This window comes from Candidatus Nitrosocosmicus sp. T (genome assembly GCF_054408485.1).
Window position 1 is genome coordinate 434,521 of record NZ_CP166992.1, and the last position, 22,242, is coordinate 456,762.

24 protein-coding genes and 1 tRNA gene are annotated in these 22,242 nt (G+C 33.7%); 15 read left to right on the forward strand and 10 right to left on the reverse strand.

Annotation, left to right across the window (positions count from 1 at the left end; translation table 11 throughout):
* Positions 1-4: 4 nt before the first annotated feature.
* The 3 genes from AB0A59_RS02220 to AB0A59_RS02230 form a co-directional block, all read right to left on the reverse strand.
* Positions 5-3,403, reverse strand: coding sequence for a hypothetical protein (locus AB0A59_RS02220; protein ID WP_458746099.1), 3,399 nt, complete (start codon positions 3,401-3,403; stop codon positions 5-7).
* Positions 3,404-3,638: 235 nt separating this feature from the next.
* Positions 3,639-3,866 (reverse strand): hypothetical protein, encoded by a 228-nt coding sequence (locus AB0A59_RS02225; RefSeq protein WP_458746101.1) that lies wholly within the window; start codon positions 3,864-3,866, stop codon positions 3,639-3,641.
* A gap of 4 nt (positions 3,867-3,870) precedes the next feature.
* Positions 3,871-4,032, reverse strand: coding sequence for an AbrB/MazE/SpoVT family DNA-binding domain-containing protein (locus AB0A59_RS02230; protein WP_458746103.1), 162 nt, complete (start codon positions 4,030-4,032; stop codon positions 3,871-3,873).
* A gap of 54 nt (positions 4,033-4,086) precedes the next feature.
* Here AB0A59_RS02230 and AB0A59_RS02235 point away from each other — a divergent pair, with 54 nt between their 5' ends.
* A complete protein-coding gene (locus AB0A59_RS02235) occupies positions 4,087-5,340 on the forward strand; it encodes a hypothetical protein (RefSeq protein WP_458746105.1) in 1,254 nt (417 codons plus the stop codon).
* A gap of 52 nt (positions 5,341-5,392) precedes the next feature.
* On the opposite strand, the gene AB0A59_RS02240 is transcribed toward AB0A59_RS02235, so the two are convergent.
* Both AB0A59_RS02240 and AB0A59_RS02245 read right to left on the reverse strand, forming a co-directional pair.
* Positions 5,393-6,727, reverse strand: coding sequence for a hypothetical protein (locus tag AB0A59_RS02240; RefSeq protein WP_458746107.1), 1,335 nt, complete (start codon positions 6,725-6,727; stop codon positions 5,393-5,395).
* A gap of 63 nt (positions 6,728-6,790) precedes the next feature.
* Positions 6,791-6,865 (reverse strand) — tRNA-Arg (locus AB0A59_RS02245).
* 398 nt (positions 6,866-7,263) lie between these two features.
* Between AB0A59_RS02245 and AB0A59_RS02250 the strand changes: the two genes are divergently transcribed.
* The 4 genes from AB0A59_RS02250 (at position 7,264) to AB0A59_RS02265 (ending at position 8,949) form a co-directional block, all read left to right on the forward strand.
* Positions 7,264-7,551, forward strand: a complete 288-nt coding sequence (locus tag AB0A59_RS02250) for a hypothetical protein (protein ID WP_458746109.1) — start codon at positions 7,264-7,266, stop codon at positions 7,549-7,551.
* Between the two features lie 418 nt (positions 7,552-7,969).
* Positions 7,970-8,260 (forward strand): hypothetical protein, encoded by a 291-nt coding sequence (locus AB0A59_RS02255; protein ID WP_458746110.1) that lies wholly within the window; start codon positions 7,970-7,972, stop codon positions 8,258-8,260.
* Positions 8,261-8,412: 152 nt separating this feature from the next.
* Positions 8,413-8,535, forward strand: a complete 123-nt coding sequence (locus AB0A59_RS02260; RefSeq protein WP_458746111.1) for a hypothetical protein — start codon at positions 8,413-8,415, stop codon at positions 8,533-8,535.
* Between the two features lie 81 nt (positions 8,536-8,616).
* A complete protein-coding gene (locus tag AB0A59_RS02265; protein ID WP_458746112.1) occupies positions 8,617-8,949 on the forward strand; it encodes a hypothetical protein in 333 nt (110 codons plus the stop codon).
* A gap of 13 nt (positions 8,950-8,962) precedes the next feature.
* Here AB0A59_RS02265 and AB0A59_RS02270 read toward each other — a convergent pair whose 3' ends face one another.
* Both AB0A59_RS02270 and AB0A59_RS02275 read right to left on the reverse strand, forming a co-directional pair.
* Positions 8,963-10,201, reverse strand: coding sequence for a cation:proton antiporter domain-containing protein (locus AB0A59_RS02270; protein ID WP_458746113.1), 1,239 nt, complete (start codon positions 10,199-10,201; stop codon positions 8,963-8,965).
* A gap of 553 nt (positions 10,202-10,754) precedes the next feature.
* Positions 10,755-10,946, reverse strand: coding sequence for a hypothetical protein (locus tag AB0A59_RS02275; protein WP_458746114.1), 192 nt, complete (start codon positions 10,944-10,946; stop codon positions 10,755-10,757).
* Between the two features lie 106 nt (positions 10,947-11,052).
* On the opposite strand from AB0A59_RS02275, the gene AB0A59_RS02280 reads away from it, so the two are divergent.
* Complete coding sequence (locus AB0A59_RS02280) at positions 11,053-11,337, forward strand: chorismate mutase (protein WP_458747535.1); 285 nt, start codon at positions 11,053-11,055, stop codon at positions 11,335-11,337.
* Between the two features lie 300 nt (positions 11,338-11,637).
* Positions 11,638-12,831: an aminotransferase class I/II-fold pyridoxal phosphate-dependent enzyme gene (locus AB0A59_RS02285; RefSeq protein WP_458746115.1), complete on the forward strand. Its 1,194-nt coding sequence runs from the start codon at positions 11,638-11,640 to the stop codon at positions 12,829-12,831.
* A 37-nt stretch (positions 12,832-12,868) separates the two neighbouring features.
* On the opposite strand, the gene AB0A59_RS02290 is transcribed toward AB0A59_RS02285, so the two are convergent.
* Both AB0A59_RS02290 and npdG read right to left on the reverse strand, forming a co-directional pair.
* The gene (locus AB0A59_RS02290) at positions 12,869-13,135 is read right to left on the reverse strand and encodes a hypothetical protein (RefSeq protein WP_458746117.1); all 267 of its coding nucleotides are present in this window, start codon (positions 13,133-13,135) and stop codon (positions 12,869-12,871) included.
* A gap of 30 nt (positions 13,136-13,165) precedes the next feature.
* A complete protein-coding gene (gene npdG, locus AB0A59_RS02295) occupies positions 13,166-13,843 on the reverse strand; it encodes an NADPH-dependent F420 reductase (RefSeq protein ID WP_458746118.1) in 678 nt (225 codons plus the stop codon).
* A gap of 239 nt (positions 13,844-14,082) precedes the next feature.
* On the opposite strand from npdG, the gene AB0A59_RS02300 reads away from it, so the two are divergent.
* The 8 genes from AB0A59_RS02300 (at position 14,083) to AB0A59_RS02335 (ending at position 20,966) form a co-directional block, all read left to right on the forward strand.
* Positions 14,083-14,715 (forward strand): histidine phosphatase family protein, encoded by a 633-nt coding sequence (locus AB0A59_RS02300; protein WP_458746120.1) that lies wholly within the window; start codon positions 14,083-14,085, stop codon positions 14,713-14,715.
* A 165-nt stretch (positions 14,716-14,880) separates the two neighbouring features.
* On the forward strand, positions 14,881-15,156 hold the full coding sequence (locus AB0A59_RS02305; protein WP_458746122.1) for a heme transporter CcmC: 276 nt from the start codon (positions 14,881-14,883) through the stop codon (positions 15,154-15,156).
* Positions 15,156-16,115, forward strand: coding sequence for a cupredoxin domain-containing protein (locus AB0A59_RS02310; protein ID WP_458746124.1), 960 nt, complete (start codon positions 15,156-15,158; stop codon positions 16,113-16,115). Before AB0A59_RS02305 ends, AB0A59_RS02310 begins: the two co-directional genes overlap by 1 nt.
* A gap of 199 nt (positions 16,116-16,314) precedes the next feature.
* Positions 16,315-17,847: a cytochrome c oxidase subunit I gene (locus AB0A59_RS02315; protein WP_458746125.1), complete on the forward strand. Its 1,533-nt coding sequence runs from the start codon at positions 16,315-16,317 to the stop codon at positions 17,845-17,847.
* The gene (locus tag AB0A59_RS02320; protein ID WP_458746127.1) at positions 17,816-18,388 is read left to right on the forward strand and encodes a cupredoxin domain-containing protein; all 573 of its coding nucleotides are present in this window, start codon (positions 17,816-17,818) and stop codon (positions 18,386-18,388) included. Before AB0A59_RS02315 ends, AB0A59_RS02320 begins: the two co-directional genes overlap by 32 nt.
* Positions 18,389-18,436: 48 nt before the next feature.
* Positions 18,437-18,949 (forward strand): COX15/CtaA family protein, encoded by a 513-nt coding sequence (locus tag AB0A59_RS02325; RefSeq protein ID WP_458746129.1) that lies wholly within the window; start codon positions 18,437-18,439, stop codon positions 18,947-18,949.
* Positions 18,950-18,978: 29 nt separating this feature from the next.
* The gene (locus AB0A59_RS02330) at positions 18,979-19,656 is read left to right on the forward strand and encodes a hypothetical protein (protein WP_458746131.1); all 678 of its coding nucleotides are present in this window, start codon (positions 18,979-18,981) and stop codon (positions 19,654-19,656) included.
* A 1,079-nt stretch (positions 19,657-20,735) separates the two neighbouring features.
* Positions 20,736-20,966, forward strand: coding sequence for a DUF167 domain-containing protein (locus AB0A59_RS02335; protein WP_458746133.1), 231 nt, complete (start codon positions 20,736-20,738; stop codon positions 20,964-20,966).
* Positions 20,967-21,144: 178 nt separating this feature from the next.
* Here the strand turns inward: AB0A59_RS02335 and AB0A59_RS02340 are convergent, their stop codons facing one another.
* Entirely contained in the window at positions 21,145-22,083 is a 939-nt protein-coding gene (locus AB0A59_RS02340) for a D-2-hydroxyacid dehydrogenase (RefSeq protein ID WP_458746135.1), read from the reverse strand.
* Positions 22,084-22,242 lie beyond the last annotated feature (159 nt).

Consider the following 22,242-nt stretch of genomic DNA (forward strand, 5'->3'; position numbering starts at 1 on the left):
ATACTCACCTGGTATTAGACCTAGAAGTAGGAGGATTGTCTATAGGGGATGGCTGTTCTTTAGAGTCTCTTACTTTTTGAATATCTTCGTTAGTAAAGACGTCTGCATTGGGAGAGTGTTTTAGTTGGATTTTAGGTTCTAGTTGTTGTTGATGATCAACTTCTTGGTTATTTTCGGAGTTTTTTGAATCTTGTCTATAAGAAGAATTTTCATTACTGGTATGTGATGTATGTGATACATGTGATGAAGAATTATGATTTGATTCTAATGTTTCTTTACTGTTGTTATCCTTCTTTGTATTTGCGGCACTGTTTGTTATACTTGTTTGATTTTTACTGATAGTGGAATTATCACTCTCGTTAATAACTGATTTATTCGAACTAGACTCATCTTTTGTTGAATTTTCAATTAATAGTGAAGAAGTATCAATAGCACTAGTATCTGTGTTAACTGGAATAATTTCTGTTGATTCAGTTTTGTCGTCATCACATACATCATATTCGTCACATTTTTGAGTTATTGAACTGGGCAGCTTACTGGTGACTTTTTGATTTTTCTGTTTCTCAACTTCTCTAAGGGTTGGATCAACTGCTACTTCAGTATTAACAATCTCTTTATAATCTTTATCTAATAAATGTACAATTTTATTATTATTTTTCTCATTTTCTTTTGTTTTTACCCATCTTAGCGTTATAGGCTTTTCCTGAATGATTTGTATAGCAGTATCGTTTCTAAGCAAAATTAGAATCTCTTGTAGAGCATGGCTATTATTTAGTCTAAGACTATCTATGTTAGTATTATTTTTGAATTTTCCTTGTCCAAGCAAATGATATTTGACATCTTGATTTCTTCTTGAGGCTTCTATTGCAGCATCCGTTAGGAAAATAGGTGATCCGTTACTTTCCTTTATAATTTCTTTGATAGCCAAATATGCTCCGTCCCGAGGTCTTGTTACTAATTGAGTAGCTAGATTAAAGTATTTTAAGCCTTCATTATAGAACAACATTGCTTCTTCGGCATCATCAACATCAGCTATATCTTTTAATTTCAATTTTGCAATGGCTAGAGTGATTCTGATTAGAGAATCAAATTTACGGGCAAGACCTGAAACTCCTGCATATCCCATATTGATAAAGTATTCTTTTAATAGTGAAAAAGCATCACTAGATAATACGGGTTTAAAATTGCGAGCATACAAGATATATTTTCTGACAAATTCTTCGTTTCCCTCATAAAGGCCAGCTTTATAATTTTCAGAAACTTTTTTCTTTTCTTCTACATATCTTTGAAGGTATTCAGGATCCTTTTTTTCACGTAATACAAATATCAAATCGAATCTGTCTATTATTTGAGATAGGGTGGGAAATTCTGCAAAACTAGCGACCTCTTCGTTCTGCCATTTGTTGTTTATAGGATTAGCCGATGCAATGATAGAAGGATGTGCTTCTATAAATGTTGAAAAACCGTATTTAGCCATTGGATGGCCATTTTCTTCCATTGTATCTAGTAGATGCTTGTGTTCTGATAGAGGAAGCTGACCTAGCTCATTAATACAACACAAAGAATTCTTGGCTAACACTACTGGACCAAATCTAAGCGTATACATTCCACCATCTTCTTTACTTATTTGAGAAGTGAGGCTTAGTCCTGTGGAGCTTTGGCCTCCTGCATATTGTGAGTTGGGAACCAATCTAGTAGACTTTTCTAATATTGTTGTTTTTGCAAGTCCAGGGTCGCCGATTAAGAGCGCATTTATCCTTTGTCTTTTGGGAAACCTACTGTCTATATTTCTCAGACCCGCATTTACACATACAAGTAAAACACCTTTTTTTATTCTATCTAGGTCTATAAGCTCAGGTGCAAATAACTTTACTACTTCGTCTATAGGATTTTTATGGTCGTTTTGTATTTTTTGCTTCCAGTCTTGTATTTCTTGTATATCTTTATCTGTTAAAACAAACTCTTTTCTTCTTTCATATTCTAAGGTATCAGCAAACAAAACGGTTTCAAGTTTGTTGTTGGGATTATCGTTTTTTCTTATAACTCGCAGTTGACCTACTACATTTACTACTTCTCCTGCTATGACATCATAGGTATTCTTTTCAAATACTTTGACTGAAAGTCTTTCAATTTCACTAAACGTTTCTAAATCTTGTAGTTCTAAGTCGACCACGGAAATGTATTCAGGAGTAGCTGATATCGAGTTACCAGTGTTTTGTCCTTTAGGGCAAAACGGACATTTGCTTTTATCTTTATAGGGTAGCTTGAAAATGGGTTGATCAAAGTCGATATTTGTGTCATATCCACAATTATCGCAGCACAACTCTACAGATACTATCATATTGTAAACAGGTGTTAACCCAATAATCGTCCCTTTTACCTTTACAAACCCTGATTTTTCTCTCTTTGCTGGTCCTATTGATAAATCTCTTGGAACTGGGTTACCCTGTTTACTGTCAGGATTCTTTGTATGGTAAATATCATTCTTCCACAGTGTTTTAAGATTGTTGATTAAATTATTTGAAAACTGCTTATCATAACCCTTAAGATTGACAATAAGATCTGCAAGAGACGGCGCTCCCGTTATGGGTCGTCCATTAAGGCCATTTCTATAAGTAGATTGCAAAGTAATTACTCTATTTTTTTTCTCAGAGTCCTCAGATTTGTCACATATTTTTTCTATTATTTTTTTGGCTGATTCTTCAGATATTCGTAAATGAAACGTGGTTCCAGAAAAGGCAAGTACAAAATTGTTTCTGTCATGTTCTATATAATAAGGTAAAAGATAATCGACAGTAGTTTGAATAGTTCCTTCTGAAAGATCACAATATTCTTTGTTTCTGTGTTGAAGATTCTCAATATTTTTACTTTCATTTCTTATATTTTTCCTATCATTGTAATCCTCTCTTAAACAACCATTGAAAAGTTCTCTGAAAAGGGCATATAACTCGTCATTGAGTAATATTTTGTCAGTTATACCTAGTGGGTAATATCGAAATTTCTTATCATCTCTGTGAGTTGATGGAGGTAATGTACATAGAGCTTTGTCTGTTATTATTTCAAAAACACTATCTATTTTACAATCATTCTTTCGTATTGCTATATTTTGGTTATGCGATAGCCACCAGATATGGTAGCCATGTTCTTTTCTCGTCTTTGTTACATATGTAAACATCTTTAAAATGTCAAGAATTGTAGAATCCGAGAATTCTCTTTCTGTTATATTCCAAGAATTTGCAAAGATATTGTAGAATCTTGAACCTAGTTTTTCATAGTCAGCCAGCTGAGATATGGGCGTATTAATTAGAGCGGATGCGATTTCAGAATCAATGTCTAATACTTGAATATATAATTCACGATCTTGAGAATCTCTGATATGTGTTCTCCCTAAAGCACTAGCCACATTTTTGAATTTTAAATAAACACTTGGATCGTTAAAATCCTCAAGTTTCCAATAATGTGGATTCTCAAAAACCGGAGTCCATTCATCTACTGGACCATGATTCTCATATAATGCAACAGGTTTGAAACCAATTTTGTATAGATTTGCTAATTCCTCAGGATTTATGTGATTTTGCTGTTGGGTGCGATTACTACTATAATCTTTGTTATAATTATTATCTGATGAAGTTGATAATTCAGATCACCTCTTGGTTTACTGCAAAGTGGCAACTGCATCTACAAATAATTCTAATTCCTGTTAATTTGTTTGAATATACCGTTTTACAATCGTTACAGGTTATTGGACATTTAGCAATCAATAGTTCTAATGTTGTAGGACTGCTTACTGAGCTATTTTGTAATTCATAAAGTTTAATTTTATGTTTATCGCTTATAGATATTGGAAATTCTTTTTCATCCTTCACTTTTTTAACCCTCCAATTTTTTAATAATTATTTTGTTATTGTCTCTGTTAATTTTTACAAAGTCGCCTTTTTGAATATGTAGTTCATCAATGAAATTTTTCGGTAAAACTACGCTGTGGGAAGCCTTACCTAAAACTCCATTTATCTTGTGGATATATTCTTCCATATGTATATAATGTATAAACTGTTATTAGTAAGTAGCGTTTAATACTAACTTAGTATGATGCCTATTGAAAAAGACCTTACTAAGAAAAAAAATAAAAAAGAGCTGACTATTGAGGAAATTTTACAGTATAGAGAGAATAAGGGAGACTTTAGCAAGGAAGAAAGAAAAGATCTAAGACTTTATAGGGACATTCTGCGATTTGTTATTTGTCAGGATAGCCTCAAATCATCGGATATTACTGAAATTGACGGAATAAAACTAAGAGAAGTCTTCAAGTCAAGAGTCTTGTGTAATTGGTTACTCGATAATAACGTTGATTTAATTGATGACTTCAGAGGTTCTCCTATTGCTAAAACTTATCGTGCTCATACTATAGATGCAAGAATCTCCAATAGAATTCAAAAACTCATAGATCTTGGATTAATTGACATTGATGATGAAGTGGTAGATTCTGAACGGGGTAAATCAAAAACACATCAGTATGTAGTAACTAGAAGCGGTATACTAATTGCCTCTTTATTAAATCTACAAAAATACGAAAAAGATTCAGATGAATATGTGAAAAATTTGCAATTCGTATTAAATAGGTTTCTTGAATACCTTCCTTATACCTATAAAAATTCTGAAAATTACTATTTTCATTTTTTAAAGGATATATTTCAAAATTGTTTTAATCGATTTCAGGATATCTTGTTCTATTTTTTTAATTTGATGCTACAATATCAGCATAGTCTTGCCATTAATTTCTCTGTAATAAGAATTAAGCTTAATGAATTACTTTATAGAAATATCATAGAAGAAACCGAGTTTAAACAAATATTTTATAAATCATTAGCTGAGTTTAATACTCCTTTTTGGTTACGTGGGTTGAAAGATAAAGAAATAGATGAGTCACTGATTTACGAAGAAAAGACTAAAGCACAGTATCTTATAAGAGCACAATTTAAATTGGATGTTGAGGCTCAAATTGATAAAGAGATATCAGAAGTATTAAAAATCAATACGGATATTACAAAATCTTTTCAACTTGCAACCAAATTAAAAAGACGTTTCTCTGAAAAAGACGTTTTTGAAAAAGGACTATATGAACAAATCCAGGAACAACATGTCTTAGACTATGCAATTAGAACTAAATGGGAGATAGAACGAAATAGCAATCTTTCAAATTCCAGTTGTATAACTATAATTGTAAAATGTCAAACATGTGGTTTTATATCTCCCTATTCAATTGAAATGGAAAAGGAATCTTTTAACCAAGTAACTTGTATAAATTGTAAAGAAAATGGAGGAATAACGTCATATGATTAATAAAAGGGATAAACCATATTTTTGGTTATATAATTAATATTAAACCCTGACATTATCTGAACTTTCCTGATTCGATTAATTGCTTTGCTATTAACTGTTTTCCTTGTTCATCAACTGAAGAAAAGGCTTTAAGAAGGTTTTGTAAAATAGAATCCATCTCATTGTATTTACCTTCTAGTTCTGTTATTTTCTTGTTCTCCTCTTCTTTGATTTCATCAAATGCTTCGGAATTTAGTGGGTAACTGCATTTTGAACAGTATCGATTCTCCAATACATTAGATAAATCACAGCGTGGACATATCGATTGTATTGGTTTCTTTTTTTGTATTTCTTCTGTAATTATCCCATTGTATTCTAATATTTTGTTTTTTAGTTCATTACCCATTCTTCTTTTTATATACCGGGTCCCTTGCTTAGAATTCATTGACCATCTAACTTTCTTTTTCAAAGCATATTCCGGCAGGTAATCACTATCGGCTGTGATCGCCGAATGCCTGATGCAATATGGGTTCCATTTCTTTGTTTTTAGTAAATGACGAATACGTTCCAATTCATTGATATCATTAATTTTATTGTTTTCAATTAATTTTTCAATTCTTTTTTTAAGTTGTCTCATTACATCATATATCTGATCAGGTCCAATTGATGATCCTGTTAAGAGATTGCATATCAGCCTCGCTTCAGGCTCATTCTTAAAAGGGTGCTCATTTAACCAGTCTCTCACGTAAGGAAAAGAAAAAGTAAGTAACATTGGACCGCTTCCTGTTTTGGCTTCATGTGGAATCTCTCCTTCACCATACTTTTCCTTTAGTCTAATATGTTTGATTTTTAATAACGTGATCTCGTGAGGTCTGGCGTCCAAATCCCATAACAAAGATAGAATAGCTTTGTTTCTTTTATATGGATCATATTTAATAATCGTAGCCAATTCGTCTTTGTCCCAAATTTCTGTTTCTAGATATGGACTTAGTCTCTTTGTCCTTTTCATTTTAAGATTGATAAAGTCTGGAGTATTCCATGTATCATAGGATTTTGCATTTGAGCCTTTATTTCTAGCATTGTATAACCATCTAAAGAAATACTTTAATCTCCAGAGATAATCATTCCATGTGGTGATCCATTTTTTATCTGGGTCGTCTTTGTCTGTTTTTCTTTTCAAATCCAAGAAATCTAATACTTGTTCTTTTTCTTGAATTTGATAAAATGTTGTATAATTTCCCAGGTATTCTGCATATCTTATCAAGACTTTTAGTAATCCATTTTGATAGCTCTCAGAAGTATCTATGTTCTGAAGATATTCATAAAAGTCGTTAATTATTTGTCTATTGGTCTGATTTGTGACCTTGATTTCTATATTCTTAACGGTTGTGGTTAACTTAGCGGGCAATAATATACCTCCTTTTATCTAATCTCCTGTACAACGTTGAATTATTTGAACCCATGTGATTAACGGGCCCGGTGGGCTTCGATCCCATGACCTGCGGTTCCGAAGACCGCCGCGATATCCTGACTACGCTACGGACCCTCCTCTTCGTTTGATGTATATGTCTTGTTGGCAGTTATATAATTTATTGCGATTTAACCTTGTAGAATTTTCATAAAAACGCGAATTTATTGGGATCTTTACAGATTCATGAGACGTTATTAATTACTAAACCTTCTAACGTCGAGATCGGGGATTGATGAGAGCATAATGGAAGTATTTACGAATCATGCTATTACCTATATCCTGGCGAGGCTCTGATATTGCACTTTGACATGGATTTTACTAAATAAAAGGTCATACTAGTATTTGGACATACTTATTCATAAAATATATAAATTATTAAAAACAGTATATAAATCAAAAAATATGTAATTTTTCAATGATACAATAATATAATGTATAAACTTTTTATGCAAGTATGATTTTATTTAGTAATTATGCAGGCAACTAAAACTATAGCATTTGATCCATTCAAAAATGGCATACAATCCTTAGTAGTACAACTCTATACCTTTTGTACATCATACCCTAATAAAGAAACATGGTCTATTGATGAAATTTACGAAAGTAGATATCCCAATTCGAGCCACGATAGAGTAAAGACTATGGAAATTCTTAAAAATAATTTAAAATGGCTAAAATCTAAGGACGCAATAGAGTATCCAAATAATAATTCGATTAAGTTGGTAAAATATAGATTAAGCAGTATGATCGATGGAGTATGAAAATTTCGAGAGTAATCTTCTCAGATTCCTTGAATTGGTATTTAATAAGTATATTGAACTTAAGCACACCTTTATAGTAACGATACTAATGAAAATTACAAATACGAATTAAGTAGATGTACTAACTTATCTCTATAATCTCTGCAAGCATGTAGACCAACTAAAGATGATCTCCTGTTTTTTTTCAAAGCAAGCACAACTTTTAATCTTAATAGAATATCAAAGATCTGGTTAAACATTCCTTAAAAAGAAAACAATAGCTAAGAATGATGTGAAATAATTCAAATAATGATTACAATATTCTGTGAATCATATCTAGATTTTTGGGGCTATTTGCACATTATTTATTTTGATTATCGCGAAACCGGAATCAAAATAGTTCTTATTTATATGTCTGAAAACTCTATCTCTCTCTATCATGACTGATATAAAATGCAAGATTATTCCAGAACCTCATTCCGATCGAAAGGCGGTATTTAGACAATCCTCTCTAAAGACCCCTTACATTAATGGAGATGACTATGAAGAAGTTGAATCTCCAAAGGTGTCTTATCTCTGTGGTAATTGCAACTTCATTCTTGCAAAAAATATCCACTCAGATCAGATCGCTCAACTTTTAAGTATAAATAGTAAAGGCTTAGATATCGTACTACAATGTCCAGGATGTAATGAATTTAATGAATTGAATTCAGACATACATTCTTCCTAACTTGCCTGTATTGATGTTATTATTAATGATTTTTAGATTGCTTACTACGAAAAATGATGGAATCCCCCTTATAATGCAATATTTGACCTTGTCTATCTTTTGTACAAAAGACTAATTGCATCTATAATAATTTCTAACAAAAGCATATTTCGATGTATGTTATAGATTATCCTATAGTTTTCTCATCATTTGCATCTGCACGTTCATGTAAGCCTTGCACAACAGCGCTTAAATACGTTAACGATATCGCCGAAAAATTCAAAATGGAAGTATGAGCTGTATTATTTAAATAATAGTAATTTCATTTTATGTAGAAAAATATAGATACCTTTAATACCTTTTCTGATAAAAACTGGTTGGAAAGGAAAGATAGGAAAAGATTGTCTGGAAAGTCCCAACTAATTGAAAAAGATCATACCATGTCTACTCTTGACTTTGGCACTATGGAGTTTATGAAATGGCTAATGGCAGAAGAAACAGGATCAAAAGACTGCCTAATAGTAATAAAAGATTTTTTCAAAAACAAATATGTAATTTTATTTGACAAAAATATTTCTAGCTCAGTTATAGTCAGTTATAGAGAAAGCATGCCTTGGTGTATTACTTGTGATACTGATGACTGCGGTCATGTAGGATTTGCAATATGTCTTAAACAGCACTATGATAGAAATGACCAAATTGTTTATTGATTTAACCGATCATTTAAGGCACTTTTGAATTGTCTCTTGTGCCTGATGGTGGTAATTCATTATCTTTATCCTGATCTTTTCTGTATCTCTCAGTGAATTTCCAACCAAACTTGATAACATAAGGTGAAATAAATGTGGTGATGATCGTCATAGTTCCTATCATTGGTAATATAAAAGCACTTGTAGCTCCGACGTCTATTCCGCCTTTGGCTACTACTAATGCGATTTCTCCTCCTGATGATGATAATCCTACAGCGGTACGGGTTGAAGACAGATTACTTACTCCTTGGATTCTTGAGGAAACATAAACCGTTAAGAATTTTGCACCTATTGAAACCCCTATTAGGATCAATGCTGGAACTATAAATAATGGAATAAGTTTAAAGTCCATCAGTGCTCCAACAGAGACAAAAAACAAAGCCGCAAAAATATCTTTAACCGGCGTAGCCAAAACACTAGTTACAGCATGCGACCTTGACTCTGCAATTAGGACGCCAGCAAAGAATGCACCAGCTGCTACTGATATTCCCAACTGAAAAGATATAAACGCAAATCCAAAAGCAACTCCGACGGCAGCGACGATTAGTACATCATGTTGATTGGTTCTTGCAATAACGTCAATTAATTTTGGAACTATTTTTGATCCTACTACAAGTACTCCTGCTATAAATCCAATTGTTATTGCTATTGATATCATAATTTCATTGACCGATATGTCTCCGCTCACTCCAGAGGACTGAAATATAGCTAACAAGGAGATTATGAGAATATCCTCGATAATTGCAGTTCCTAGTATTAAAGTAGCAGCTTCATCTTTCATCATATTAAGTTCTCCTAGAACTCTCATTACAATGACTGTACTAGTTACTGATATCGCTAATGCTATGAATAAACTGTCATAGAATCCGAGTCCAAGTGCCTGTGCAGTAAAGAATCCTATAGCTAATGTTCCGAAGGCTTCACTGGTAGCAATGATAATAGCTTTTCTTCCTATTCTTCTTAGTTTCTTTATGGGGAATTCCATTCCTACCGTAAAAAGTAACAATATTACACCCATCTCAGCAAATAAATTAAGAACATCTGAATTATGAATTAGACTAAAAGGTGGAGTGTGAGGACCGATTATGATACCTGCAACAATAAAACCTATCACTACAGGTTGTTTTAGTCTGTAAAAGATCAAAGTCATTACAGAGGCAATAATCATTATAACGGCAAAATCTTGTAAAATTTGTTCAATCGGTATTTCCACAACAGAAATTTGTGATTTACGTTATTTAAATAGTCACTATATCGTCCCAACCAAAATGATTTAGTTATTTTGATCATCAATGATCAATGTTTTGTTATATTATTACCAAATGGTTCATCTTATCTTCCTACTTTTTCAAGGTAAATAAATCTGAAATGAGTTACCTAATTAAGAATCGTGTTAATTATAATATGCTATAGATTTAACATATGAATGGTATATTTAGTTCATACAAAAAAAGATACAATGCAAATGTTTTAATCATGAGAAATAAACTGTAAAATAAATCTCGTCATGTTCCTTTTTATTATTTTGACATCTGATTCTACCATACTACCAATAAATTCTAAATTTTTTACAAATGAAAAAATTGATCTGATCACATGAAAAAATATATCTCTATTTCCATTTCTTCATAAAGTTTCCTATTTCATAGGAAACAAGAAATTTGAATTGGTGCTTTAATAATATTTTTGTCTTATGAAAACCGTGATATTATTTTGAATGAAACTGATCGGGATCGGGCTTTTAAATAGCTTGATATAGTTATCTCCTATCCTAGACTGGCTTGTAGACCATACAATCTCTTATCTATGAAATCCTTTGTTATCATTGTAGGTGATTCTATCTTTAAATCCCGTGGGAGAAGTTTATTTATCTTGATAAATAATTTTATTTTATCATCTGTATCTTCCTCATAAATACATTTCATAATCATGCGTTTAACCGTATTTGCATTAATCATATTATAGTATTGATAACAATGTTTATATTCATATCTTTTACTATGGGTAGGATATAACCATCCTTAATTCTTTAAATTATTCTGCACATAAATAATCAAATTGGACGTGATAAATTGTAGCTCTTTAGGCGAGATTAGGAAAAATATTGATTCAATAGACATGGAAATTGTTTTATTATTAGTTAGGCGCGGTAAATATGTACAGCAAGCTGCAAAATTTAAGAGCAATTATTCTAAGATAGAGGACAAAAAAAGGATAGATGAAATTTTAGATAAGGTCACAAACTATTCAAGAGAATTAGATTTTGATTCTACTGTGATAGAAAAAATATACTCCTTTATGATTGAAGTTTATATTCAATTTGAAAAGAAGAAGTTTCTGAATCCTTAGCAATCGTCTATCACAAATAATCAGATTTAAATTCTGTCATTCTACTCAACTTTGTTTAGCAAAGAATTTTGCTCGATTGGTCAAAAGGCACTCCGATAATTTTGTATATCGGATTCCTTTGATCCATCTTCTAAATTTTGTTTGCCTATTTATATGAGGGATTGACTCTGGTCGACTATTAACCGACGCTTAAAATCATTAACCCGGTTACTTGGAACTATTAAGCATGAAACGTAATGTTAATTTTAAAAAAATACAAATATTAAATCAGTTTAAGATACAATTGGAACTAGAGCGTTGATGAAAATATCAGATAGGATTAGTCGAGTTGAATATGCAATTCGAGATGTCATGTTACATGCAAGAGAATATCAAAAAACTGGAAAAGAAATTATGTATTTAAATATAGGTGATCCTGTAGCTTTTGATTTTAAAACTCCTTTGCATATTAAGAATGCGCTAGTAGATGCACTTGCTAGTGATAATGATTATTATACTGATTCCGAAGGTTGGAACGAACTTAGACAATCTATAGTGGGAAAGGAAAAAGGAAAAAAAGGTCTAGACTTGACCCCAGAAGATGTTTTGGTTACTAATGGAGTATCTGAGGGTTTGGACATGGTTATGGGCTCTATTGTTGAAGATGGCGACCAAGTTTTATTGCCTGGGCCTTATTACCCTCCATATTCCTCATATGCAAAATTTTATGGTGGTAGCATAACTGAATTTGGGATACATGAAGACGGTACACCTAATCTAGACGATATAAAAAATAAAATCTCATCTAAATCAAAGGCTATCTGTATCATAAATCCTAATAATCCTACAGGCGAAGTCTTCAGTCGTAAGAGCCTGAAATCTTTGATAGATTTAGCTGCAGAAAATAACTTGTATATTATTTGTGATGAAATTTACGATGAAATTGTATTTGATGAAGAATTTAACGGGATTGGCCACATTTCTAGCGATGCCCCGGTTATACTTCTCAATGGATTTTCCAAGACTTATTTGATGACTGGACTACGATGCGGATATGTTTGCATGAATAACAATTCTAGGCAACTCGATCCATTGAGGCAGAATATTTTTAAACTTGCACGTGTCAGGATTGCATCCAATTTTCCAGTTCAAATTGCTGCAAATGCTGCTTTAAACGGATCACAGGAACATTTGCCCATTATGGTACAGAAATTAAAGAAAAGAAGAGATCTTGTTTACAAGCGATTAAATGAGATTAATGATTTGGAATGCACAAAACCAAAAGGTGCTTTCTATATGTTCCCAAAAATTGATTTAAAGAATAAATGGAAAAATGATTTGGAATTTGTGATCGATTTATTAAATTCCACTGGCGTTTTAACGGTCCACGGGTCGGGATTTGGAAATTCAGGAACCGGGCATTTTAGAATCGTTTATCTACCACAAGAGGAAATTTTAGAAAAATCCATGGATAAAATACAAACATTTATCACAAAAAAAGCCGATATGACGTAGTCACTGATAATAGGAACGATAAGGATAGTGTCATATTTCAATTCATAAATAGATCTTGCCTCTTTCTTCTCCCAAAATAAACTAGGACTAGACCAATCGCATACATCACTACCGTGAATTTTTCATTGGTTATGTCGGAGTTAAAAAAATTATCGACAAAAAATTCTGGCCCTAATTCTGTTGATATGAGAATAAGGTTTCTTATTAGAATAATAGTTGCCATTATTATGAATAGTACTCCAAGTGGAAACATCCATTCTTTACGTCTGTCCCTTATCCTCTTATCTATTTTATCAAAGTCCATTTTAAAAATTATTTAGTGAAAAAATAATGTTTATACCAGCTTTATCCCTGGATGTTTTAACTTATTCTGTTTCGAAGCGTTAAGGATCATTGGTGTCATAACTTCTGCCTGATAGGATAATATGAGGGGCCCTAAATAAATTGACCTCAAGCCGTTTATTTCTGATACTAAATTCGAGATTATTCCTAGCGATTCCTTGTTATCAGTACAAATAAAAGTGTCTGCATTCAATGCTGAATCTATATCTTTAAGTTTTATTTCAGATATTGTATGAAATGCTGAAACTATTTTATTACAGTTAGGTAAATTTTCAGCGACCATTGTTCCAGCTGATTTTTTCCCTTCTTGAAAAGGAATGTAATAGAATCCATCTTGATTCCTACTCATAGGAACTATAGGTGAAACTACGATGCATTTGTCATCAATAGTATTTGCTATATCCATACATGTGCTTTGAATGTTTTCATAAGGGATAGAAAGTATTAATACGTCACTCTGTTTTGCTACCGAGAGATTGTCATCGCCTCTAATTGTTCCTTTGACTTTTTCAGCATTTTTGCTATTTTTAATATTTTTTATATGATTTTCTGATACAGTCTGAGCTTTTTGTTTATCTCTTGATCCTAGTATGATTTCATGATTGGCACACCATCTTAAGGCAAACCCTTCGCCCATGCCACCCGTACCTCCAATGATTCCAATTTTCATATTAATGTGTTAGATATCAAGTTCTAATATATTAAAGCACGTCTGGTCTAGATGGAGCTGGCTTCAAAGCCAAGATTAAATCGTTTCTTTAATCCATATATGATGTATCTTTATTTTAGGATACGAATGGAATGAGCCTGTAAAAAAAATAAAGCCAAAAACACTAAACCATTACAATTACCAAAATATATATGAATAGTTTAATATTGAAATAATTTTTAATATATTTTAAGTAAATTATGTCACTTATTATTTTCATGAGGCATGGTCAAGCCTATAATAATGTCAAGAGACTGTTAGTTGGAAGAAACCTTGAATCTCACTTGACCGAATTAGGTCGAAAACAGGTAGAACAAAGTAGCGAATTACTAAAGACAATTCCAATACACAAGATTTATTCTAGTCCCGTAATCAGGACTGTAGAAACTGCAGAAATTGCATCAGCAGCACTAGGGCTAGATTATGAATTAGATGAAAGATTATTTGAAATCGAGTTAGGAAAACTAGTTGGCCTTTATTATGATGATGTCCTATCTACTCACGGTGATTTGTTTGCAAAATTTTATTCTGATAACGATGACGAAAACTCCTTGCTCGAATTTGAAGTGGAATCCTTTGGTTCTGTAAGGGAAAGAATTCGAAATTTATTGCAAGAATTCGTTGGCAAACATGTCGATGAAAACATACTCTTAATTTCTCATTTGGATCCAATCAAAGCTGCGATTTCATTGGCTATGAATATAAAGCCATCATCAGTATATAGCGTCCAAATCCCAAATGCTTCTATCAATGTATTAAAGAATTATCAAGATAGTCTATCGTTATGTGGTCTTAATATCTTAAATATGGAACGATTTCTTACTGAATTTTAATTTTTTCATTCTGCTTTAATTGGTTAAAGTATAGTAATTTAAGTTTCGTTTTTATTTCGTTTGTTATTTTGTACGATTATGAACTTGGCCTTTATCAAATCAACATTAGCAAAAACCTTAAATGACAGAAAGATTCACCAATCCAAAGAGAGTGGAGATTAAGGTATGGCTTTTTCCTCTGTTAACAAAATGTTGTTAATTTTCATATTTAGTTCTATGGCTGTAATAGGTATTCAAAGTATAATCGAAATAGCGTATGCTGCAGAAGGTGGTGAAACTGTAATCCGTAGAGTTGAAATTTGGGGCTTATTTTATAGGATGATGGTTGCAGCTTTTATTGTTGGAGCTGTAGTCCAGGGTTTGAATGTTTATCTTTGCTGGAGATTTAGGGAGTCTCATCCACGTTTCAAAAATATTGATAATGCTGGAGGTAAAATTTAGTGGGGCACAGTACACCGGAATGGGTGTATATAGGAGCTGTCACTGCAATACTCATTTGGGTGGGGGCTGAATCATGGAATATAGAACATACCTTAGAATATGCGCCCCCTAATTCGGAAACCGTACGGGTAGTAGGTCAGCAATGGTTTTGGTCATTTCAACACGCTGATGGTACTCAAGAAATTAATGAACTTCATCTAAAAGAGGGAGTACCTTATAGGTTTGAGATAGTTTCAAGCGATGTAGTTCATAGTTTTAGCGTACCGGATTTTGCCATGCTTATGGATGCTGTTCCTGGAAGAGTTAATACAATGTGGAATGTATTCGACGAACCAGGTGAATATCTGATTCAGTGTAGAGAATATTGTGGTATGCTTCATCAGGATATGAGGGCCAGGTTATTTATTGAACCCAATACTGACAATACTACGGCTAGTTCAGGTCAATCGGAGCCTACAATATCCCAAGGTAGCGGAACTGCTACTGTAATTGCACCAGGTGGCGGTGAAGTGGGTTCTACTGGAAGTGGAACAATGAGAGTGGTAGAACCAGGAAATTTGACCCAGGCGACTGAAAACGACTCTACTACCTCTACGAATGCTACAAGCGGTGCCAATGGAACTTCGTCTGGTAATGCGTCCTCAACCGCATCATCAGCGGCTGGTCCAACTTTGTCAATCCCTGTAGGTGCTGCAACCCCTGGAAATCCTGCATATACTCCAGATACACTAACAGTTACTAAGGGAGATGTGATCACGGTGACAAACGACGATACAGCCCCGCATACTGTAACTAATGGAGCCAGTCCAGGAGATGCTAATGCTGGACAATTATTTGATACCGGTATTATGATGCCTGGAGCAACAGCACAAATAGATACTGCCACCGTAGAAGCGGGAGAGCATCCCTTCCATTGTACCGTACATCCATTCATGACCGGAACGCTGACGGTACAATAACCACCATTTTTTTAAATTCCCATTTTTTTCTATAATTAATATAATATAGATATTACAATAAAAAAGAAAATTTTTTTAGAAATTTCTGATTTTTGAGACTTTTTTATTTATTTTAATATTTTTTATGAAAAAGAAAAATCCAAATGCTTTTATAGACATATTTCGAATTTATTGGATATAGGGGTGCTATTGTAAGAAAATGGTTCTAGAATTAAAAAAACCTCGACCCATATGGGAGATCATATTTTCTACCCATCATACTGATATCGGGTTATTGTATATTATAGCCTCATTGGTGGCGTTATTTGCTGGAGGCGCTTTGGCTATGGCTATCAGGGCCGAATTATTTGTACCGGGTCTACAAATTTTTTCCGGGCAACCAGATTTTGCTAGATTCTTCACAGTTCATGGAACAACATTATTGTTTTTGTGGTTGATTCCATTTGCCTCTGGAGTTGGTAACTATCTAATTCCTATTATGGTTAGATACAAAGATATGGCATGGCCAAAGCTTAATGCTGTTGCGTTTTGGATGATTCCTCCTTGTATGTGCTTGCTCTGGGGGGGATTTGCTGATCTTACTTGGAATGCCTATCCACCATACTCTACATTAAAAGCTCCAGGACCAGCCGCAGATATGTGGATAATTTCATTAAAGTTGCTGGGTCTGTCTTCTGTATTAGGTGCCATTAACTTTACTGTTACAATACTAAAGATGAAACATCCCGATTTACCATTGATGAAAATGTCGCTGTTTAGTTGGGCTATGCTGGTAACTTCGCTTATGATACTTGTTGCTATACCTACCTTTGCGGCGTCATTGGTCATGCTTTATACTGATAGGTTAGGAGTGACAGGGTTCTTTAATCCAGAAATGGGTGGGGATCCAATAGCGTATCAACACTTGTTCTGGTTCACATTCCATCCGGAAGTTTACATATTTGTCCTCCCGGCTATAGGTATGATGTATGAGATGATACCCACATTCTCCCGAAAACCTTTGTTTAGCTATTATTCGGGAGTAATAGCGTTAATCGTAATTGCTGTCATTGGATTTGGTTCATGGGCTCATCACATGTTTGCGGTTGGTATGAGCTTTACGGAAAAGACTGTATTTATGGTGGGAACTCTAGCCGCCGTACCTTCTTCTGCTATGCATGTCTTTAACTTCCTGGCTACCATGTGGGGTGGAAGAATCAAGTTTGCAGCACCCATGTTATTTAGTGTGGGTGCGATACTGTTATTCTTCTCAGCAGGAGCTGGGGGTGTTGTTAATACTGCAATGCCGTTGGACTTTTTGACTCATGACAGCTACTGGGTCGTAGGGCACATGCACTTGTTTATCATGGGAACTATAACATTGGCATTTATTGGATTCATTTACTATCTATTCCCGTTAATTACAGGTCGAATGTACGACGAGAGATTGGCGAAAATTCATTTCGTAATGACATTTGTAGGAATAGCGCTCATATTTGGTGTGCAGCATATTCTTGGTCTCTACGGAATGCCAAGAAGAGTTGTAGATTATCTACCTTTTCCAGAGCTGATAATAATGAACCAAATAGCGAGTTTTGGTGGATGGGCAATAGGAACATCCTTCGCACTGTTCCTATATAACATGATAAGGTCCGCAATGTACGGTAAGCCAGCTGATCCAAGAGATCCATTCAAGTTAGGACAGGGAGTTGAATATTATTATGACTACGCACGACGAGAACCACATCATTAGAACCTCCCCTCAGCGTTTCGCCAAGGGATTGATAATTATCGTTATCACTCTTGCTGTGTTAGGGTATGTAACGGTATTTCATTGGGAGGATACTGCAAGTATTCCGCCACCGGTTTCTGCTCCTCCTCCATCACCAGCATCCGCCCCCACATCCGCGCCCACACCTGCACCTGCACCCGGAGCATCAGAATCTGCAACTACTGGAGCTAGTTCTTCGGCTCCTGCAGCCCCTGCTGCTTCAGGCGGTCCCACGTTATCAATTCCTACAGGCGCTGCAACCCCTGGAAACCCTGACTATGCTCCAGACACACTAACAGTTGCAAAGGGAGATGTGATCACAGTGACAAACGATGATACTGTGCCGCACACTGCAACAAGTGGCGACGGACCACAAGATCCCAACTCTGCAAAACTATTTGATAGCAGCATTATCATGGCCGGTGAGACCGCACAAATAGATACGGCTAGTTTGGAAGCAGATACCTATGCTTATTATTGCACTGTACATCCATTTATGAAGGGAACAATTACAGTACAATAACTTTCTTTTGTGTGTAGAAACATAAGACAGACTACAAAATTTTATACCATGAATTACGATAAGTTTCTCCAGATTTTTTCGATTGGTACGTTGTGTGTATTGTTTGGATTAATGACTCTAGGTGGGTACGTTAGTTCTACTGGTGTGGGCTTATCTTGTCCACAGTGGCCGTTGTGTCCACAGGGATTGATTCCTTCCTATGAGTTTTTGATAGAATATATTCATAGAACAACTGCTGCTTCGACAGGACTTCTAGTGTTTTTAACTATGGCATTTGTACTTAGAGGAAAGCATTCGCTCAAATCCACCAAGATATTCTCAGTCATAGCATCGGCTACTGTTGTGGGCCAAATAACGTTAGGGGCAATTGTTATCAATGAAAAATTACATGCAGATTTAGTAACTGCCCACTTGGGTTTGGGCTTGGTATTGTATAGTAGCATGATTTTTGTTGTAATAAATATCTATTACACAAATCTCAAACTAAAGTCCTCAGTGGATCCATCTAAGCCATCTGGGCATGATAGTAGTAATACACCTGAAGTAAGTTCCTCAGCATAGTAGCTAAAGAAAATGTAAGATGAAATACCATGCCATCGTTTTCTGTGAGAAACTCGAGTAAGGTTAAAGGAACAACTACGACAAAAAATCCTAGATCAAAGTTTGCAATAGTTTTCTTTGTATTTTTTATATATTCTTTGATTACGTCTACGTTTTTTACTGCATATGCTCATTTCGATCAATTTGCTTCATATAATAGCTCTGGAATGGGGATAGGTAACAAATATTACATACTACAACAGTTGGAACCGGAATATGCAAAATCTAATGAACCATCAAAAATTATGTTTAGTATTCAAGACAAACATGGTAGAGACATCTATGATGTTACAGTCATGGTCGAAATCTACTCTATAAATGGAGAACGTGTATTTGTATTCCCATGGACTACTCTAGAAACTGGAGATTTCAATATTCCTTTTGTATTTGCAAATAATGGTAATTATCAAATTGTATTGAGCATACTAAATGAGGATATTGCACGGAACAAAATACTTGATACCGTTCCTCCGCCAAGAACTATTTTAAACGATAGCGTAAACTGCAATTGTGAAAGAGCCGTATTTAATGTTTCGATAACCGAGACTTTTGGATTGATCTCTACTGTCGCTCTATATGGTACAATTTTAGGAGCCATCATTATATTGGGAGCCATATCAATCTGGATATTTAAAAGTAGAAGAAAGAACAGATCCAATCCTGTTTAATGATGAATTCGCTAAACATTAGTGCAATTTTGACTCGCGGTGAATTCAGAGTTTGTCTTACAACATATCCAATTTACTACTGGTGTTGATCCTTAGTACATAGCAGAGTAAATTTTCTATTGGGCCACTTATAATTTCGCTTTTATATAACACCATGCATCCATTGACTTGAGTTGTTGTTGCCATCTTTTTCATTCACCTCCGCCGTAGTAGTAGTAGTAGAACAATTTAGTGACAAATTATCTTAATTATGTTGTTAATTTATATAATTTGATAATCATTTTATTTTAGTTGTATTTATATTGGTGTATTTCCTATTTTTTCACTATTATGAATAAATTAAAGAAAATCTCTTTAATTTTTATACTGAGCACCTTTGTTATATCTTTGTTAGCATTAGTAACTCTAAATGCCTTTTTTATTCTGGGTGGAGTTGCTAGTTTTGTGATGGCGTTATTTTATTTGTATTTACAACGGGCTAGACAAACATTTAAGAAAGATTTACTGGATGCTATGAAATAATACATTAATTGTTTTAGTTGCATGATCATTTTTTCAAAGGAGAATATTATCCATCGGGGATCTTTGAATATTCTAATATTCTAATGCATATAGCATATTTCTTCAGTTTTTTCAATTCGTATCTTTGAAAAGAAATATGCCTAATATTCAGTATTGTTTCAAAATCCTCCACTAATTGAATAGTTTTTCCTGTTTGTGTGATTAATCAATTTAAAAATGTTTTTTACTTCTATTTTATATTGGTATTGTAATTGGTATTACTTGCTTAATTACAATAAGGACTGGATTAACCAGTTTTATTTATCTCATATTCGAAAATAAAGTTGAATCTTATACCGCCTTTTGTTATAACGATAATTTCACAGTCCCCTTTAGTGTCGGGCTATTTCTTTTAATCAACAGAAATTTTTCTTACTAATTTATTGATGTTTTACCATAATAGAATTATCTCTTCATCGGAGTATTTCAAGTGATCTAACCTATAACCCATAACCTATGACCTACAACCTATAAGGAAATATACATTCATTGTCATAACAATTGTGCAGGGATGTGGTTTGCCTCGTACATATGTTGTGAAAGTAAAGTTTGATCCAAGTGGTCTATTGAATGTTAATGAAGAGAAAATGGAGATCAATATTTCATTACGTTGTGCTCCTGTGAAAGGAAGGGCAAATAGGGAATTAATAAACATCATTTCGAAGCATTTTGATATAAAACCTTCAAATATTAAGATAATTCATGGATTATTTTCTAAAACTAAGGTGATTCTGATGTCTGATTCTTAGGTTTCAGTAGCAGGTTCATTGATTTAGTATAAAGATAACTCAACAAAGTATCGTGTTCTAGTTAGAATTTATTAAATCAAGTTTGTTTGTTGGAACAATGACTACTTTTATATCTATAATATTACTATTCTCATAAAAAATATTATTTGTAGTATAGTAAAATAAATATTGTAATCTGTTATTCTATTTGTCTTTCCAATAGTCTCTGTATTATTTTTTCACCAATCACTGTCGATGCTAATTCTTGTCCTTCTTTTGTTTGAGCTGCAATATGTGGAGTGCACACTATGTTATTAAGTTCTAGTAACTCCTTGTTCGTAGGAGGTTCGACTTCATAAACGTCCAAAGCAGCCCCGCCTATTCTCTTATTTCTTAAAAAGTCTATGAGTGCCTCTTCATCTATGACTTCCCCTCTTGAAGTGTTGATCAAGAAAGCAGTATCTTTCATTCTTGACAACATTTCTTTGTCTATCAGATGTTTTGTCTGTTCTGTAAATGGAACATGGCATGTTATGAAATCCGAACTTTCTACCAACGTTTTGAGGTCTGTCGTAATAAGTGAAACTTCTTGAACAAAGCTCTTATCAATAGGAACAACATCATATCCTATCAAGTTCATTCTTAATCCCCTTGCCAGTCTGGCTACGTTTCTTCCAATCTTTCCCAATCCAATAATTCCTAAATATTTGCCTTTTAATTCTACACCAATCAGATCTTTCTTAATCCATTTACCATTCTTTGTAGCATTATTGGCAACAGGTATATTTCTGCTTAATGAGAATATAAATCCTAATACTAATTCAGAAACTGCATTTACTGAAGCCTCGCCTGCGTTAATTACCTCCATATTGTTCTTTTGAGCTTCATTTGTGTCTATATTATCCAATCCTACCCCCACTCTTGCAATTATTTTTGCTCTCTTTGCATTCTCTATTACTTCCTTTGTAACCTTGGTTCTACTGCGTACAACAATTACATCATAATCTTTTACTTTAGATATTAATTCTTGATTTGTTATCTCAGGTAAATAATCAACAGTGAGTCCTGCATTTTTTAAAATCTCAATTCCTCTTTCATCAATGGAATCACATACTATTACACTGCCCTCAATATGCATATTTGAAATTTTTTTTATGGGAATATATTGATTGCTTTTTTTATATTAAGGAAAATGTTTCCAATGTTAGGTAGACCTAACTAACTGGTTGAAAATATTTGTATACTTAATACTTTCTCTTCTCAGTCGGTGTGTTCCATAATAAAAATACTTATAATA

What these genes read in the sequence shown, in the direction of transcription:
- AB0A59_RS02260 (WP_458746111.1), top strand. Translation starts at nt 8,413, where the DNA reads ATGTATGTTATAGATTATCCTATAGTTTTCTCATCATTTGCATCTGCA.
- AB0A59_RS02305 (WP_458746122.1), top strand. Translation starts at nt 14,881, where the DNA reads ATGGCTTTTTCCTCTGTTAACAAAATGTTGTTAATTTTCATATTTAGT.
- AB0A59_RS02255 (WP_458746110.1), top strand. Translation starts at nt 7,970, where the DNA reads ATGACTGATATAAAATGCAAGATTATTCCAGAACCTCATTCCGATCGA.
- AB0A59_RS02315 (WP_458746125.1), top strand. Translation starts at nt 16,315, where the DNA reads ATGGTTCTAGAATTAAAAAAACCTCGACCCATATGGGAGATCATATTT.
- AB0A59_RS02285 (WP_458746115.1), top strand. Translation starts at nt 11,638, where the DNA reads ATGAAAATATCAGATAGGATTAGTCGAGTTGAATATGCAATTCGAGAT.
- AB0A59_RS02330 (WP_458746131.1), top strand. Translation starts at nt 18,979, where the DNA reads ATGCCATCGTTTTCTGTGAGAAACTCGAGTAAGGTTAAAGGAACAACT.
- AB0A59_RS02250 (WP_458746109.1), top strand. Translation starts at nt 7,264, where the DNA reads ATGCAGGCAACTAAAACTATAGCATTTGATCCATTCAAAAATGGCATA.
- AB0A59_RS02300 (WP_458746120.1), top strand. Translation starts at nt 14,083, where the DNA reads ATGTCACTTATTATTTTCATGAGGCATGGTCAAGCCTATAATAATGTC.
- AB0A59_RS02340 (WP_458746135.1), bottom strand. Translation starts at nt 22,083, where the DNA reads ATGCATATTGAGGGCAGTGTAATAGTATGTGATTCCATTGATGAAAGA.
- npdG (WP_458746118.1), bottom strand. Translation starts at nt 13,843, where the DNA reads ATGAAAATTGGAATCATTGGAGGTACGGGTGGCATGGGCGAAGGGTTT.
- AB0A59_RS02290 (WP_458746117.1), bottom strand. Translation starts at nt 13,135, where the DNA reads ATGGACTTTGATAAAATAGATAAGAGGATAAGGGACAGACGTAAAGAA.
- AB0A59_RS02325 (WP_458746129.1), top strand. Translation starts at nt 18,437, where the DNA reads ATGAATTACGATAAGTTTCTCCAGATTTTTTCGATTGGTACGTTGTGT.
- AB0A59_RS02230 (WP_458746103.1), bottom strand. Translation starts at nt 4,032, where the DNA reads ATGGAAGAATATATCCACAAGATAAATGGAGTTTTAGGTAAGGCTTCC.
- AB0A59_RS02275 (WP_458746114.1), bottom strand. Translation starts at nt 10,946, where the DNA reads ATGATTAATGCAAATACGGTTAAACGCATGATTATGAAATGTATTTAT.
- AB0A59_RS02320 (WP_458746127.1), top strand. Translation starts at nt 17,816, where the DNA reads ATGACTACGCACGACGAGAACCACATCATTAGAACCTCCCCTCAGCGT.
- AB0A59_RS02235 (WP_458746105.1), top strand. Translation starts at nt 4,087, where the DNA reads ATGATGCCTATTGAAAAAGACCTTACTAAGAAAAAAAATAAAAAAGAG.